12 protein-coding genes are annotated in these 15639 nt (G+C 64.0%); 10 read left to right on the top strand and 2 right to left on the bottom strand.

All coding sequences use genetic code 11. The features are described 5' to 3' along the window. The first annotated feature begins 80 nt into the window (after positions 1–80). Both ileS and ATN84_RS02075 read left to right on the top strand, forming a co-directional pair. Complete coding sequence (gene ileS / locus ATN84_RS02080; protein ID WP_068879872.1) at positions 81–3191, top strand: isoleucine--tRNA ligase; 3111 nt, start codon at positions 81–83, stop codon at positions 3189–3191. Positions 3192–3434: 243 nt separating this feature from the next. Beyond that, a complete protein-coding gene (locus ATN84_RS02075) occupies positions 3435–4106 on the top strand; it encodes a hypothetical protein (protein ID WP_068879871.1) in 672 nt (223 codons plus the stop codon). 45 nt (positions 4107–4151) lie between these two features. Here ATN84_RS02075 and ATN84_RS02070 read toward each other — a convergent pair whose 3' ends face one another. Next, complete coding sequence (locus ATN84_RS02070; RefSeq protein ID WP_068879870.1) at positions 4152–4646, bottom strand: nucleoside deaminase; 495 nt, start codon at positions 4644–4646, stop codon at positions 4152–4154. A gap of 85 nt (positions 4647–4731) precedes the next feature. On the opposite strand from ATN84_RS02070, the gene ATN84_RS02065 reads away from it, so the two are divergent. The 5 genes from ATN84_RS02065 to ATN84_RS02045 all read left to right on the top strand — a co-directional run bounded on the left by ATN84_RS02065 (position 4732) and on the right by ATN84_RS02045 (position 10902). Beyond that, positions 4732–6321, top strand: coding sequence for a pseudouridine synthase (locus tag ATN84_RS02065; protein WP_068879869.1), 1590 nt, complete (start codon positions 4732–4734; stop codon positions 6319–6321). Next, entirely contained in the window at positions 6302–6865 is a 564-nt protein-coding gene (rsmD, locus tag ATN84_RS02060) for a 16S rRNA (guanine(966)-N(2))-methyltransferase RsmD (protein ID WP_068879868.1), read from the top strand. The genes ATN84_RS02065 and rsmD overlap by 20 nt, the downstream gene beginning before the upstream one ends. A 105-nt stretch (positions 6866–6970) precedes the next feature. Next, a complete protein-coding gene (locus tag ATN84_RS02055; protein WP_082766125.1) occupies positions 6971–8473 on the top strand; it encodes a M16 family metallopeptidase in 1503 nt (500 codons plus the stop codon). Positions 8474–8475: 2 nt separating this feature from the next. Further along, complete coding sequence (locus tag ATN84_RS02050; RefSeq protein WP_068879867.1) at positions 8476–9795, top strand: M16 family metallopeptidase; 1320 nt, start codon at positions 8476–8478, stop codon at positions 9793–9795. Between the two features lie 240 nt (positions 9796–10035). Continuing rightward, positions 10036–10902, top strand: coding sequence for a patatin-like phospholipase family protein (locus ATN84_RS02045; protein ID WP_068879866.1), 867 nt, complete (start codon positions 10036–10038; stop codon positions 10900–10902). A gap of 271 nt (positions 10903–11173) precedes the next feature. Here the strand turns inward: ATN84_RS02045 and ATN84_RS02040 are convergent, their stop codons facing one another. Further along, entirely contained in the window at positions 11174–13009 is a 1836-nt protein-coding gene (locus ATN84_RS02040; RefSeq protein ID WP_068879865.1) for a monovalent cation:proton antiporter-2 (CPA2) family protein, read from the bottom strand. A gap of 156 nt (positions 13010–13165) precedes the next feature. On the opposite strand from ATN84_RS02040, the gene ATN84_RS02035 reads away from it, so the two are divergent. Genes ATN84_RS02035 through ATN84_RS02025 form a run of 3 tightly spaced genes read left to right on the top strand, consistent with a single transcriptional unit; the run spans position 13166 to position 15613 of the window. Next, complete coding sequence (locus tag ATN84_RS02035) at positions 13166–14509, top strand: TldD/PmbA family protein (protein WP_068879864.1); 1344 nt, start codon at positions 13166–13168, stop codon at positions 14507–14509. Continuing rightward, the gene (locus tag ATN84_RS02030) at positions 14496–15305 is read left to right on the top strand and encodes a 3'(2'),5'-bisphosphate nucleotidase CysQ (protein WP_068879863.1); all 810 of its coding nucleotides are present in this window, start codon (positions 14496–14498) and stop codon (positions 15303–15305) included. Before ATN84_RS02035 ends, ATN84_RS02030 begins: the two co-directional genes overlap by 14 nt. 38 nt (positions 15306–15343) lie before the next feature. Continuing rightward, on the top strand, positions 15344–15613 hold the full coding sequence (locus ATN84_RS02025; protein WP_068879862.1) for a DUF4170 domain-containing protein: 270 nt from the start codon (positions 15344–15346) through the stop codon (positions 15611–15613). The last annotated feature ends 26 nt before the right edge of the window (positions 15614–15639 follow it).

Raw genomic sequence — 15639 nt, 5'->3', positions numbered from 1 at the left:
CTTCACGGCATCCACTGTTTTATTTAAAAGAACCTGCCCGCCCTGGCGTTCCGCGCGGGCTTGAGAACGAGCCAGAAATCATGACCGATACGACGGACAAGATCGATTATTCGAAGACCCTCTATTTGCCGCAGACCGAATTTCCGATGCGCGCGGGCCTGCCCCAGCGCGAGCCGCAATTCGTCGCCCGCTGGGAGGAGATGAACCTCTATAAGAAGCTGCGCGAGGACGCGAAGGACCGTCCGCTCTATGTGCTGCATGACGGCCCGCCCTATGCCAATGGCAACATCCATATCGGCCACGCGCTCAACAAGGTCTTGAAGGACGTTATCACCCGCTCCTTCCAGATGCGCGGGTTCAATTCCAATTACGTGCCGGGCTGGGACTGCCACGGCCTGCCGATCGAATGGAAGATCGAGGAGGAGAACTATCGCGCCAAGGGAAAGGCGAAGCCGGACCTCTCGGAGTCGGCGGCGATGATCGAGTTCCGCCGTGAATGTCGTGCCTATGCGGAAAAGTGGGTCAAGGTGCAGGGCGAGGAGTTCAAGCGCCTCGGCGTAACGGGCGACTTCGACAACCCCTATCTCACCATGAATTTCCATGCCGAAAGCCGCATCGCCGGCGAGCTCCTGAAATTCGCCATGTCCGGCCAGCTCTATCGCGGCTCCAAGCCCGTGATGTGGTCGGTGGTCGAGCGCACCGCGCTGGCCGAGGCAGAAGTCGAATACGCCGATGTCGAAAGCGACATGATCTGGGTGAAGTTTCCGGTGGCGCCCTATATCGACGATAGCGGAGCAACTCGTGGATCGAGCGAATATCAGGATATGCTTGATCGGCTTAGGAGCAATAGGATTCCAGATGATTTGATCGGCGCCTATGTCGTCATCTGGACGACCACGCCCTGGACAATCCCCGGCAACCGTGCCATCGCCTATTCGCCCCGTGTCGCCTATGGCCTCTATGAGGTGACGGCGGCGGAGAATGATTTCGGACCGCAGCCCGGTGAAAAGCTGATCTTCGCCGATGCGCTGGCGGAACAGTCCTTCGCCAAGGCAAAGCTTGAGTACAAGCGCTTGCGCGATATTTCGGCGGAGGAGATGGCCTCCATCGTCTGCGCCCATCCCCTCAAGGGCCTCGGCGGCGGTTATGACTTCCCCGTTCCCCTCATCCCCGGCGATCACGTCACCGACGATGCCGGCACGGGTTTCGTCCATACCGCGCCGAGCCATGGCCGCGAGGACTTTGACGTCTGGATGGACCACGCGCGCGAGCTGGAAGCGCGCGGCGTTGATGCCGCAATCCCGTTCCCGGTCGACGATGCCGGCTTCTACACCAAGGACGCGCCGGGCTTCGGGCCGGATCGCGAGGGTGGTGCGGCGCGCGTCATCGACGACAACGGCAAGAAGGGCGATGCCAACAAGGCGGTCATCGAGGCGCTGATCGAGAAGAACATGCTCTTCGCCCGTGGGCGGCTGAAGCACTCCTATCCACATTCCTGGCGCTCGAAGAAGCCTGTCATCTTCCGCAACACGCCGCAATGGTTCGTCCATATGGACAAGGAGCTGGGCGGCTACGGCCTTCCGGCGGAAGGCCGAGGGTCCGATCGGACCCCGGGCGATGTTTCGCCCGCCCCCGCGGAGGCGTCTGCGAAGCAGACTGCCGTGAGCGAGAAAAAAGACACACTGCGTTCCCGTGCGCTCAAGGCCATCGACGACACCCGCTTCGTGCCCGCCGCCGGCCAGACGCGGCTGCGCGCCATGATCGAGGATCGCCCGGATTGGGTGCTTTCGCGCCAGCGCGCCTGGGGCGTGCCGATCTGCGTCTTCGTCGATGAGGACGGCAATGTCTTGAAGGACGAGGCGGTCAACCAGCGCATCCTCGATGCCTTCGAGGCCGAGGGCGCCGATGCCTGGTTCGCAGAAGGCGCGCGCGAGCGCTTCCTGGGCTCCCGCGCCAACGAGCCGTGGGTGATGGTCAAGGACATCCTCGACGTCTGGTTCGATTCAGGCAGCACCCACACCTTCACGCTGGAGGACCGCCCGGACATGAAATGGCCGGCGGATGTCTATCTCGAAGGCTCCGACCAGCATCGCGGCTGGTTCCACTCCTCGCTGCTGGAATCCTGCGGAACGCGCGGCCGCGCGCCTTATGACGCCGTCATCACCCATGGCTTCACCATGGATGAGAACGGCCGCAAGATGTCGAAATCGCTCGGCAACACGGTGACGCCGCAGGATGTCATCAAGGATTCGGGCGCCGATATCCTGCGCCTCTGGGTGATGACGACCGATTACTGGGAAGACCAGCGCCTCGGCAAGAACATCCTGCAGACCAATATCGATGCCTATCGCAAGCTGCGCAACACCATCCGCTGGATGCTCGGCACGCTCGCCCATGACGAGGGCGAGGCGGTCGCCTATGCCAACCTGCCGGAACTCGAAAAGCTGATGCTGCATCGCCTGACCGAGCTCGACGAGATCGTGCGCGCCGGCTACGACGCCTTCGATTTCAAGCGCGTCACCCGCGCGCTCATGGATTTCGCGGTGGTCGAGCTTTCGGCCTTCTATTTCGATATCCGCAAGGATGCGCTCTACTGCGACGCGCCGTCGAGCATCCGCCGCAAGGCGGCGCTCGCCACCGTGCGCCACATCTTCGACCGGATAGTGACCTGGCTCGCCCCCATGCTGCCCTTCACCACGGAGGAAGCCTGGCTCGACCGTTATCCGAATGCGCAGTCTGTGCATCTGGAGCAGTTCCGCGACACCCCTGCCGAATGGCGCAACGACGCGCTGGCCGCGAAATGGCGCAAGGTGCGCGACGTTCGCCGCGTCGTGACAGGCGCGCTGGAGCTGGAGCGCGCCGACAAGCGCATCGGCTCGTCACTCGAGGCGGCCCCGGTCGTTCACATCACCGATCCCTCGCTTGAGGAAGCGGTCAAGGGGCTCGATTTCGCCGAGATCTGCATCACCAGCGACATCAAGGTGACGGACGAGCCCGCCCCGGCTGGTGCCTTCATGCTGGACGATGTGAAGGGCGTGTCGGTCGTTCCCGCGCGGGCAACGGGCGAAAAATGCGCCCGCTCCTGGCGCTACACCCACGACGTCGGCAGCGATCCGGAGTTCCCCGACGTCTCGGCCCGCGATGCCGCGGCGCTGAGGGAGTTGAAGGCGCTGGGGCGGCTTCCGGGGTAAAGCGGTTCGCGTTAACGCTGGCGGGACAGTAACCCCCTCTGCCCTGCCGGGCAGAGGGGGTGAGCCACGGTTCAATCCATAAACATCTATCCGCAACAACCCATATATCCGCAATTGCCGCCTTGTCTCCGGTCATGTACAAGGCTTGCCATGGAGTTGCCGGATTTCTACGGCAGGGCTGCCGGAGAGGCCGTGGACCGGCTGAAACGATCAGTCTGGTGATACGGGTTAGAAGTGGCGATAATGAAGATTAATGGACAGTTTCTGATTTTCGGGGCGGTATTCGCCGGCTTTGCGCTTTCGGGCTGCGTTTCTTCCCCGACCTACGGTACAGACAAGACTGCCGGCGCGCAGCTTCTTGACGATATGTCCAACATCGCCTCCTTCGGTTCGCGCGGTAACAAGGAACGCATTGAGTACAAGCCCCGTCCGGAGCTGGTGAAGCCGGCCGAGGGGCGCGCCACCGCTTTGCCGCCGCCGCAGGAGAGCGTGGCTCGCGCCGGTGACCCGAGCTGGCCGGAATCGCCCGAGGCGCGCCGCAAGCGTTTGCGCGACGAGGCGACGGCCAATCAGGACAACCCGAACTACGTCTCGCCGATTGCCGGCGATGGTCCCGTTGCGACCTCCTCGTCATCGAAGGACCTGGCTTCGCCCAACAGCCGCGCCGCCGACCGCGCTTCCCGCGGCACCAATCTGTCGGCTCAGGAATCGGCGGAAATCCGGCGCAAGCGCCAGCTTGCCAAGACGGGTTCGCCGACGAGCAGGCGCTATCTCAGCGAGCCGCCGCTGGAATACAGGCAGGCCGCCGCCTCGGCGCCCGTCGGTGATGTCGGCCAGGATGAGGCCAAGAAGGAGCGCGAGCGCAAGGCTGCCGCGCGTGGCACCAGGAGCTGGCGGGAATATCTGCCTTGGTAAGGGAGTAGGGGAGTAAGGGAATAAGTGAGTAGGGGACATATTCCCCTATTCCCCTATTCCCCTATTCCCCTCTCTTTTCATCCTGAAAAACTCCCTCAGTAGCGCCTGCGCCTCCCCCTCGCTGAACCCCGGATAAACCTCCGGCGCATGATGGCAGGTCGGCTGGGCATAGAAGCGGGCGCCGTGCTCGACGCCGCCGCCCTTGGGGTCGGAAGCGCCGTAGTAAAGCCGTCTGATGCGGGCGAAGGAGATCGCCGCCGCGCACATGGCGCAGGGCTCCAGCGTCACATAGAGGTCGCAGCCGGTGAGCCGTTCGTCATCGAGCTTCGTGCACGCTTCGCGGATGACGAGGATTTCCGCATGCGCCGTCGGATCGTTCAATTCGCGCGTCCGGTTGCCGGCGCGGGCGAGCACTTCGCCTTCGCGCACCAGCACCGCGCCGACCGGCACCTCGCCCCGCCCCGCCGCCGCCCGCGCCTCCTCAAGCGCGATCTGCATCGGGGCGGCTCCTGGCGCCTGCGTTGAAACGTCTCCCTTCATTATGAGACAATGTCCTTTCCCGGAAATTTCGCTCGCGTGCAGCTGTCCGATTTGTTAGTTACCGCCGCTGAAAGGCAATTACCACATGACCAGCGATAATGACGAGGGCGGCAGGCCCAAACGCCCCTTTGGCAAGCGTCCATCCGACGGGACGAGGCGGGCGGGCGACAGCCCGTATCCAGCCAAGGGCAAATCCTTTTCCGGGGGGAAGCGCCCGGATAAGCCCGGAACGCGCCTGAAGGAGACGCAGGCGACGCCTGAGGAAGGCGAGCGCATCGCCAAGCGGTTGGCGCGCGCCGGTATCGCATCGCGCCGTGAGGCCGAAACCATGATTGCGGCGGGCCGCATCTCGGTCAACGGCAAGGTCCTGGCGAGCCCCGCCGTCAACGTGCTGCGCTCCGACCGCATCGAGGTCGACGGCAAGCCGCTGCGTCCGACCGAGCGCACACGGCTCTGGCTCTATCACAAGCCCGCCGGGCTGGTGACCACCAATCGCGATCCCGAGGGCCGTCCGACCGTGTTCGAGGCGCTGCCTGAGGATTTGCCGCGCGTCCTTTCGGTCGGCCGCCTCGACATCAACACCGAAGGCCTCCTGCTTCTCACCAATGATGGCGGTCTGGCGCGCATCCTGGAACTGCCCTCGACCGGCTGGCTCCGGCGCTATCGTGTCCGCGCCCATGGCAAGGTCACGCAGGCTCAGCTCGACGGCCTGAAGAACGGCATTGCGGTCGATGGCGTGTTCTACGGCGCCGTCGAGGCCGAGCTGGAGCGCGAGCAGGGTTCCAATGTCTGGATTTCCGTGGGTCTGCGCGAGGGCAAGAACCGCGAGGTCAAGAATGTGCTGGGTGCGCTGGGCCTGACCGTCAGCCGCCTCATCCGCATCTCCTTCGGGCCTTTCCAGCTGGGCGATCTGGAGGAAGGCGCGGTCCGCGAGATACGCGGCCGCACCTTGCGCGACCAGTTGGGCGAGAAGCTGATTGAGGAATCGGGCGCGGATTTCGATGCGCCGGTCCTGAACGAATTCTCCAACGCTCCCGTTCGCGGCGCCGGCGCGCCGGCGGAGACGCGCGAACGTCCTGCCCGTCGTTCCTCGGAATGGATTTCGAGCAGTCCTGGTGGTTCCGGCAAGGCAAAAGGCCCGCGCCGCTCGAGGGATGAAAAGCGTGACGATGCGCTGTCGCGCCTGAGCACCAGCCCCGCGCCGCGCGGTCGCGGACCGGCGAAGGAGCGTGGCGAGCGTCCTGCCGAACCGTCCTCGCGCAAGTCGCGTGGCGCCAATGTCTGGATGGCGCCGGGCGCAAGGCCGCAGGGCAAGAAGTCCGTCCCCGAAGAAAGCGCCGAAAAGCCGCGCCGGCCGAGGCCTGCCGCGTCCGCGGAGCGGGCCAGGGAAGGCGAGGCGAGACCGCAGCGCAGGGAAAGGCCGGAAGGCGACCGGCCCCAGGGCGAGCGAACGACACGTCCACCGCGCGTAGGCAAGCGCGAGCGCGCCGAGGTGCGGGAGAGAGAGGAACGCGGCGATCGTCCTTATCGCGACGGCAAGCCGCACGGCAAGGGTCCGGGCGGCGGTGGTCCCCGCAATGGCGGACCCCGGAACGATCGACCGAAGGGACCATCCAGGGGCGGTCCGAAGGGTGGATCGAGGGGCGGCGGCGGAAATGCGGATCGTCGGCGGTAAGCTGCGCGGGCGGGCGCTCGCGACGCCGTCTTCCAATGCGATCCGCCCGACAACGGACCGGACGCGCGAGAGCCTGTTCAACATCCTGGCGCATCGCTTTCCCGAAAAGCTGGAAGGCGCCCGCGTGCTCGATCTTTTCGCCGGCACCGGCGCGCTCGGCCTCGAAGCGATCTCGCGCGGCGCGCGCGCCTGCCTTTTCGTCGAGGAATCGGTGGAGGGGCGGGGATTGCTGCGCGAGAACATCGAGGCGTTCGGCCTTCAGGGCCAGACCAAGATATTCCGCCGCGACGCCTGCAACCTCGGCGCGATTGGCACCATGGAGCCCTTCGATCTCGTCTTCGCCGATCCCCCCTATGGCAAAGGCTTGGGGGAAAAGGCTTTTCTTTCCGCGTCCGAGGGCGGTTGGCTTAATCCTGACGCACTTCTGGTGCTTGAGGAGGAGGCGGATGCCGTGCTCGCGCTCGATGATCGATTCGCGGTGCACGACGAACGCAACTATGGCGGAACCGTCATCCGGTTGATCGGGCTGCGTGAACCGTCTTGAAACCTGAAGCGGTGTATACCCTGTCCGCAGGGTTCATCGCCTCATCGATTCAAAGGACGCCTTTCTGTGCCGAGCTTCAATATCCGACATCTGCTGCTTTCGACCATGATGGCCGCCTCGCTGTGCGCGCCGCCGCTCGCGCTGGCCCGCGCGCAAACGGCCGCGCCCGCTGAAGCGCCCCAAACGCAGGCGCCGGCCCATGCGCCTCCGGAGATGACGGCCGGGAAACCGGAGATCGTCACCACGGACGGCGTCAGCTATTTCACGCTCGCCAACGGGCTGGAGGTCGTGGTCATCCCCGATCGCCGCGCGCCCGTCGTCACGCAGATGATCTGGTATCATGTCGGCTCCGCCGACGAGTTGCCGGGCAAATCCGGTATCGCGCATTTCCTGGAACATCTGATGTTCAAGGGTACCAAGACCTATCCGGCGGGCGAATTCACCAACAAGGTGGCGGCCATCGGCGGCCAGGAGAACGCCTTCACCTCCTATGATTACACCGCCTATTACCAGCAGGTCTCGCCCCAGGCGCTGGAGATGGTGATGACCTATGAGGCCGACCGGATGGAGAATCTGGTCCTGACCGAACAGGTGGTCGACACCGAGCGCGACGTCATCCTGGAGGAACGCCGCATGCGCGTCGACGGCGACCCGGGCGCGATCCTCGCCGAGGAGGCGAACGCCACGCTTTTCCTGAACCATCCCTATCGTGTGCCTGTTATCGGCTGGATGCAGGAGATGGAAAAGCTGAGCCTGAAGGACGCGACCGATTTTTATGAGCGCTTCTATACGCCGAACAATGCGACGCTCGTGATCTCGGGCGACGTCGATCCCGGGACGGTGCTGGCATTGGCCGAAAAGACCTATGGCAAGGTTCCGCGCCGTGCCGATCCCGGCCCGCGCATCCGCCCGCAGGAGCCCGAACAGCGCACCAGGCGCACCGCGACACTCAACGATCCGCGCGTCACGCAGCCGAGCTTTCGCAAGATGTGGGTGGTTCCCTCCTATGAGAACGCCAAGCCGGGAGACGCCGAGGCGCTGGATCTCCTGAGCGAGATCCTCGGCGGATCGATCCGCAGCCGCCTCTATCAGGAACTGATCGTCAAGAAGGGCATCGCCGCGGCTGCCGGCGCCAATTATTCCGGCGATGCGCTCGATGACGGTATCTTCTCCGTCTATGGCGCGCCGCGCGGGCAGGCCACGCTCGATGAGGTCGAGGCAGCGGTTGATGCCGAAATCGCCCGCATCATCAAGGATGGCGTGACCGAAACGGAGCTCCTGCAGGCGCGCAACCGCTTTCTGAAGAGCATCATCTTCTCGCGCGACAATCAGATGGGCATGGCGCGCATCTATGGCTCGACGCTTTCCACCGGCGGAACCGTTCAGGATATACAGGAATGGCCGAAGCGCATCCGCGCGGTAACGGCCGAGCAGATCAAGGATGCGGCCGTGCGTTATCTCGTCAATGCGCGTTCGGTGACGAGCTATCTCCTGCCACCGGCGGTCGAGCCGGAGAGTGCGCAGTCGGATGAAGGTGCCGGTGGACAAGAGATCGTGCCGCAGCAGCCCGCCGCACCGGACGGGGGAACAGAGGGAGTGATGCAGTGAAGATGTCGGCTTTTTTCCTCCGTCGGTGCGGGCGTTCTCTAGCCGCCGCGCTGTTTCTCACTCTCTTCCTCGTTCTGCCGGCTCGTGCCGTCACCATCCAGGAGGTCGTCTCGCCCAAGGGCGTCCGGGCTTGGCTGGTGCAGGATGAATTCGTGCCGCTGATCTCGATCCGCTTTTCCTGGAAGGGCGGTTCGACGCAGGATCCGGCGGGGGAGGAAGGGCTAGCCAATCTGATGACCGGGCTGTTCGATGAAGGGGCGGGCGATTTGCCCTCGGATGCTTATCAGGAGCGGCTCGACAATATCGGCGCCGAGATGAGCTTCTCAGAAACGGCCGACGATATCGGCGGCTCCATGCGCATGCTCGCGGAAAACCGCGAGGCCGCGTTCGATCTCCTGGCGCTCGCCGTCAACAGGCCGCGCTTCGACCAGGAGCCGGTCGACCGTATCCGCCAGCAGATCATCGCCAATATCAAGGCATCGGAACGCGACCCGAGCACCATCGCTTCGCAGAAATTCGCCGAAGTGCTCTATGGCAGCCATCCCTATGCCCGCCGTGAGAAGGGGACGGAAAAATCGCTGATGGCGATCACGCGCGATGATCTCCTGGCCTATCACCGCAAGGTGTTCGCCCGCGACAATCTCACCATCGGCGTCGTCGGCTCCATCTCCCCGCAGGAACTCGCGCCGCTGCTCGACAAAGTATTCGCCGGCCTGCCGGAGAAAGCCGAGCTGACGCCCGTTCCCGATGCCAAGCTGGCGCTCGGCGCCACCACCAGCGTCAGCTACAAGCTGCCGCAGACGTCCCTCGCGCTGGTCTATCCTGGCGTCGCGCGCAAGGACCCGGATTTCTTCGCCGCCCATCTCATGAACCACATATTGGGCGGCGGCTTCGCCTCGCGCCTTTATAAGGAGGTGCGCGAGAAGCGTGGTCTGGCCTATTCCGTCAGCTCGTCGCTGATCAATCGCGATCACGCTTCCGCGCTGATGATATCGACCGCCACCCGTCCGGACCGGGCGCAGGAGACGCTCCAGATCATCCGCGACGAGGTCGGCCGTATGGCAAGCGACGGTCCGACGGCGGAGGAACTGGCTGACGCCAAGAGTTATGTGATCGGCGCCTATGCCGTCAGCAATCTCGATTCCTCGAGTGGCATCGCCCGTACCCTCGTGACCCTGCAGCAGGAGGACCTCGGCCGCGATTATATCGACAAGCGCGCGGGCCTCATCAATTCCGTAACGCTGGATCAGGTAAAAGCGGTTGCGAAGCGGCTGCTGGAGGCTAATCCGGCGATCCTGATGGTCGGCCCGGCGCAGATGTAACAAAGGGCATTCATTCTGAGATGGAATCGTGTGTATCCACCCTCCTCTGCCCTGCCGGGCATCTCCCCCTCAAGGGGGAGATTGACTGGCATCGATTTTGGCTCTCATCCTGCAACGTCTGCGATTGGCAGCAGTGTTGATAAGAGTGTAATCTCCCCCTTGTGGGGGAGATGCCCGGCAGGGCAGAGGGGGTACTGTCCCGCCGGCATTTCAATGTAAAATCCTCCTGGGGAAGCCATAATGAACTTCTCTGGCTCCAAATCCACTCCCCGCATCGCGGTCGCCTTCGGCGGCGGCGGCGCGCGGGGCATCGCCCATATCAATGTCATCGAGGCGCTGGACGAGATGGGCATCCGCCCGGTGGCGATCTCCGGCTCGTCGATCGGCGCCATCATCGGCGCGGGCATGGCGGCCGGCATGAGCGGTCGGGAGATCAGGGCCTATTGCAATGCCACGCTCGCCAATCGCGCCGAGATCGCCGCCCGCATGTGGCGGACGCGTCCGACGAGCTTCTCCGAGATCCTGACCGACGGCATTCGCATCAGCCAGTTCAATATCGAGAAGATCCTGAAGGCCTTCCTGCCGGAGCAGCTGCCCGCCACCTTCGAGGAGCTCCAGATCCCGCTCGCCGTCACCGCGACCGATTTCTATGGCCAGCAGGAAGCGATCCTTGAAAGCGGCGATCTCATTTCGGCCCTTGCCGCCTCCGCCGCCATTCCCGCCCTGTTCCGGCCGATCCGGCGTGACGGGCGGATACTGATCGACGGCGGCATCTATAATCCCGTGCCTTTCGAGCTTCTGGAGGAGAAGGCGGATATCGTCGTCGCCATCGATGTCGTCGGCGGCCCCGTCGGCGACGACAACCGGATGCCGTCCTCCATCGACGCCATGTTCGGCGCCTCGCAACTGATGATGCAGTCGATCATCGCCACCAAGCTCAAGCAGGCCCGGCCGGTCGTCTTCCTGCGTCCGCAGGTATCGCACTTCCGGGTTCTCGATTTCATGCGGGTCGAGCAGATCCTGCGCGAAAGCACCGGCGTGAAGGACGAATTGAAGCGCGCGATGGATGCGGCACTGACCTTCGCCAATAATCGCAAGAGCGCTTGAGGGTTGCTGAAACTGGAATAACCCCCTCTCTTGCAAATTCTAAGGGCTTAGCTCCGCTAAACCCAAGAATTTGCTATCTCCCCCGCCGAGGGGGAGATAGGGCCGGCATGAATGCTTCTGCCAATCTCCAACTCTGTGGTTGGCGGTGAGGGCGATGCAGCGCTTTATCTCTCCCCTTGCGGGAGAGAAAGCGGTTTCAACATCTTAGCGAAGCTAAGTGTTAGAAATCGCAAGAGAGGGGGAAACACCGCACAACGCTTGTGCGCCACTCCTACTCCGCCGGCTCCGCCTGCGCCGCGATATCCGCGGCCGGCGCCAGCGTCTCCTCGGTCGTCTTGTCGAGCGGCTTGGCCTCGCGGGTCGGCTTCACCAGCGGTTCCGGCGTCACCGGCTTGTTGAAGAGCAGGTGCCCGCCCGCCCAGATGCCCTCGGTCGCCTGCACGCGCAGCCGGTCCTCGTCGCGTTTGCGCACGGTTTCGGTGATCTGGCCGGCGAGGTCGCCGCCGACGCCGAGCTCCTCCAATGTCCTGCGCCCGAACACAAGTCCGGATTCGAACGTCTCGCGCAATTCGTAATCGACCTGCTTGGCCCGCAATTGCAATGTGTGCTCGCGGTCATAGGAGCGCACGAAGAGCCTGGCATCGGGAAATTCCGACTGGATCAGGTCGACGATCCGGTTGGTCACTTCCTTCTTCTGCGTGCAGACGGCGACGATCTTCGCCCGCCTTATCCCGGAAGCCTCGAGCACGTCCTTGCGCGTGCCGTCGCCGAAATAGATGCGGAAACCGAATTTGCTGGCCGCGCGGATACGGTTGGCCGATGAGTCGATGACGGTGACGTCGATGCCGCCGGCCAGCAATATCTGCGCCGCGATCTGGCCGTAGCGCGAAAAGCCGATCATCAGCACATCGGCGCCCGCGCCGTCGAAATCCTCCTCCATCTCTTCCTGGCTGTCGCCGTCGATCAGCCGGTTCCCGAGCGCGACGGAGAACGGTGTCAGCGCCATGGAAATGGTGACGATGGCGACGAGCTGCGAGGCGAGCGAACTGGTGATGAGACCGGCCGCGGCGGCGGTGAACAGCACGAAGCCGAATTCGCCGCCCTGCGGCAGCAGGAATGCGATGCGGATCGCATCGTCATGACTGGAGCGGAAGATGCGGCAGAGGAGATAGACGATGGCGATCTTGACCGCCATCAGGATGGGCACGGCGAGCAGGATGGCGAGCCAGTTCTCGACGATCACGCCGAGATTGAGGGAGAGGCCCACGGCGACGAAGAAGAGGCCGAGCAGGATGCCGCGAAACGGCTCGATATCGGCTTCCAGCTCATGCCGGTAGGAGGATTCGGCAAGCAGCACGCCGGCGATGAAAGCGCCCATGGCCATGGAAAGCCCCGCCGTCTGCATCAGCATGGCGGCGCCGAGCACCACGAAAAGCGCCGCCGCGATCATCACCTCGCGCGCGCCCGTATTGGCGATGATGCGGAACATCGGGTTGAGCAGGTATCGGCCGGCGACGATCAGCGTCACGATCGCGACGATGGCGGCGGCGAACTGGAACCCGACGCCCTCCTGCGAGCCTCCCTGGGGAGAAAGGACGGGGATCAGCGCCAGGATGGGCACGATGGCGAGGTCCTGGAAGAGCAGGATCGAAAAGGCCCGCTGCCCGTGCTTCTGGTTCGTCTCGGCGCGGTCCTCCAGCACCTGCATCGCGAAGGCGGTGGAGGAGAGCGCCAGCCCGAAGCCGATGATGATCGCGGCCTCGATGGGGAGCTTCGCCAGATAGACGGCAAGCGCGGTGAGGGCCACTCCCGTTAAAACGACCTGCGCCAGCCCGAGGCCGAAGATCGAGTGCCTGAGCGACCAGAGGCGCGATGGTTTCAGTTCGAGCCCGATGATGAAGAGCAGGAAGACGACGCCCAGCTCCGCAAAATGCAGGAAGTTCTCGCCGTCGCTGATCAGCCGTGCCACCGGGCCGATGACGATGCCCGCAGCGAGATAGCCGAGGACCGTCCCGAGCCCGAATTTCTTGAAGAGCGGCGCGGCGACGATCGCGCCGCCGAGCAGCATCAGCGATTGGAGATAGAGTGTTCCGCCTTCGGAGACCATGCGCGACCCTGGTTCAACTTGATTGGAAAGGATTCTTGGCAACCGCCTTGATGCACCCAATATTGCACCATATAGGGAGACTATGGGCTGAAATTAGTTTTGTCTCAAATAATCCTTTCCGTTAGATCCCATTCTCCCACTCGAACCGGAATAATCATGAGCGCTCCGACAGATTCCAGACAATTGGTCGACAAGGCCGCCTCTCTCGTCGAAGCCGCGCGGCGCGCCGGCGCCGATGCGGCCGATGCGGTCGTCATTCGCTCGCATTCGACCAATGTCACCGTCCGGCTTGGCAAGGTCGAGGGAACGGAGGCTTCCGAAAGCGACGAGTTCGCTCTCAGGGTTTTCGTCGGCCGGCGGGTAGCGAGCGTTTCCGCGAATGCCGATGCCGATCCGGCGCGGCTCGCCGAGCGCGCCGTCGCCATGGCGAAGGTCTCGCCGGAAGATCCCTATGAAGGCCTGGCGTCTCCTGACCGGCTCGTCGCCGATCCGCGCGATCTCGACCTGTTCGATCCGACGGAGGTTGCCGCCGCGAAATTGACCGAGGATGCTTTCGCGGCGGAGGAGGCGGCGCTTGCCGTCGACGGCGTCACCAACTCCGGCGGCGCGTCCGCCTCGGCGGGCATGGGCGGCCTCGTCCTGGTCACATCGGCCGGCTTCCAGGGGCATTATGCGGTGACGCGCTTCGGCACGTCGGCAAGCGCCATCGCCGGGACCGGCACGGCGATGGAGCGCGATTATGATTTCACCTCGCGCCTGCATTTCGCCGAGCTCGAGAACGCCGCCGCCATCGGCCGCAGGGCCGGCGAGCGCGCGGTTCGCCGCCTGGGCGCACGCAAGGTGAAGACCGGCCCCGTCACCGTCGTCTTCGACCCGCGCGTGGCGCGCGGCATGGCGGGTCACCTGGCAAGCGCCATCAACGGCGCCTCGGTCGCCCGCAAGACGAGCTTTCTCAAGGATTTCATGGGAAAGCGCATCCTTAAATCAGGCATCGACGTCACGGACGATCCCCTGCGCATGCGCGGTACCGCCTCGCGGCCATTCGATGGCGAAGGCATCGAGGGGCGGAAGCTCGCCATGGTCGAGGACGGCGTGCTGAAGCACTGGTTCCTCTCCTCCTCGACGGCGAAGGAGCTGGGGCTTGAAACCAATGGCCGCGGCGTGCGTTCGGGTTCGACGGTCGTGCCAGCTTCCACCAATTTCGCCATCGAGCCGGGCGGGACATCGCCGGAGGATTTGATCCGCGGCGTCGGCACCGGCTTCTATGTGACGGAGGTCTTTGGCCACGGCGTCGACATGGTGACGGGGCAATATAGCCGCGGCGCATCGGGTTTCTGGATCGAGAATGGCGAACTGAGCTATCCCGTCAGCGAAGTGACCATCGCGTCCAATCTGAAGGACATGTTCCTCAACCTGACGCCTGCAAACGATATCGACCGCAATTTCGGCACGGCCGCGCCGACCCTTGCGATAGAAGGCATGACCCTTGCCGGAAGCTGACAAACCTGCAACGCCCGAGGCCGAACTGGCGCTGATCCGCGCCGTGGCGGAGGAGGCAGGCCGCATCGCCATGCGCTATTTCGGCCGCAATCCGGAGGTCTGGCTGAAGGAAGGCCAGTCGCCCGTGAGCGAGGCCGACATGGCCGTCGATGCGTATTTGAAGGATGCGCTTTTGACCGAGCGGCCCGATTACGGCTGGATCTCCGAGGAGACGATCGATGACCGTGCCGTCATGGCGCGCCGCCGCGTCTTCGTGGTCGATCCGATCGACGGCACGCGCGCCTTCATCGCCGGCAAGGACATGTGGTGCGTCAGCATCGGCATCGTCGAGGATGGCAGGCCGCTCGCCGGCGTGCTCGATTGCCCGGCCCGCCGCGAGGTGGTGGAGGCGAGCCTTGGCGCCGGCGCCCGCCAGAACGGGCGGGAGATCAGGGTTGCCGATCTTGCCGGCGGGAACCGGCTGAAGATCGCCATGGCGCGCTCGGCGCTGGCGCTTCTGCCGGAAGATTTCCGTGAGCGCGTCGAGCCTTATCCTTACGTGCCGTCGCTTGCTTATCGCATCGCCATGGTGGCGCGCGGCGAGATCGCGGGAACATTCGTGCGGCCCAATTCGCACGACTGGGATCTGGCCGCCGCCGACCTTATATTGGCGGAGGCCGGCGGCAAGGTCGTCACTGCGGCTGCGGAACGGCTGCGTTACGGCGGTCCGACCCACAAGCATGGAACGCTTGTCGCGGCCAGCGGCGAACTGCTCGACGAGATGTTGGGTGTTGTGGCGCAAACGGCCTTCGGCTAATCATTCCGCACATTTCATTTGGTTGGGGATTTGTGATCATGAGCGCAGACGGTGAAGGCAAGAAGCAGCTGCTTCATCTCGTTTTCGGCGGAGAATTGAAGAGTTTGACCGGCACGGAGTTCCGCGATCTGGACGAACTCGATATCGTCGGCATCTATCCGGACTACGAATCGGCAAAAGCCGCGTGGAAGGCAAAGGCCCAGCAGACAGTCGATAACGCGCATATGCGTTACTTCATCGTGCATCTGCACAGGCTGCTCGATCCGGCCACTACTGCCAGCGCGGCCGCATCAGGGAAGGTAGGCTGACGCCCCCCTCGGGCGTCGGCTCGTTC

It is taken from the genome of Paramesorhizobium deserti, assembly GCF_001558695.1.
Taxonomy (GTDB): domain Bacteria; phylum Pseudomonadota; class Alphaproteobacteria; order Rhizobiales; family Rhizobiaceae; genus Paramesorhizobium; species Paramesorhizobium deserti.
Note: the sequence above shows the minus strand (reverse complement) of the source record. Positions and strands in the feature narration are given on the sequence as shown.

Bases quoted from the DNA above. Each gene is read 5' to 3' on its own strand.
- ileS (WP_068879872.1), top strand. From the start codon at position 81: ATGACCGATACGACGGACAAGATCGATTATTCGAAGACCCTCTATTTG.
- ATN84_RS02075 (WP_068879871.1), top strand. From the start codon at position 3,435: ATGAAGATTAATGGACAGTTTCTGATTTTCGGGGCGGTATTCGCCGGC.
- ATN84_RS02070 (WP_068879870.1), bottom strand. From the start codon at position 4,646: ATGAAGGGAGACGTTTCAACGCAGGCGCCAGGAGCCGCCCCGATGCAG.
- ATN84_RS02065 (WP_068879869.1), top strand. From the start codon at position 4,732: ATGACCAGCGATAATGACGAGGGCGGCAGGCCCAAACGCCCCTTTGGC.
- rsmD (WP_068879868.1), top strand. From the start codon at position 6,302: ATGCGGATCGTCGGCGGTAAGCTGCGCGGGCGGGCGCTCGCGACGCCG.
- ATN84_RS02055 (WP_082766125.1), top strand. From the start codon at position 6,971: ATGATGGCCGCCTCGCTGTGCGCGCCGCCGCTCGCGCTGGCCCGCGCG.
- ATN84_RS02050 (WP_068879867.1), top strand. From the start codon at position 8,476: ATGTCGGCTTTTTTCCTCCGTCGGTGCGGGCGTTCTCTAGCCGCCGCG.
- ATN84_RS02045 (WP_068879866.1), top strand. From the start codon at position 10,036: ATGAACTTCTCTGGCTCCAAATCCACTCCCCGCATCGCGGTCGCCTTC.
- ATN84_RS02040 (WP_068879865.1), bottom strand. From the start codon at position 13,009: ATGGTCTCCGAAGGCGGAACACTCTATCTCCAATCGCTGATGCTGCTC.
- ATN84_RS02035 (WP_068879864.1), top strand. From the start codon at position 13,166: ATGAGCGCTCCGACAGATTCCAGACAATTGGTCGACAAGGCCGCCTCT.
- ATN84_RS02025 (WP_068879862.1), top strand. From the start codon at position 15,344: ATGAGCGCAGACGGTGAAGGCAAGAAGCAGCTGCTTCATCTCGTTTTC.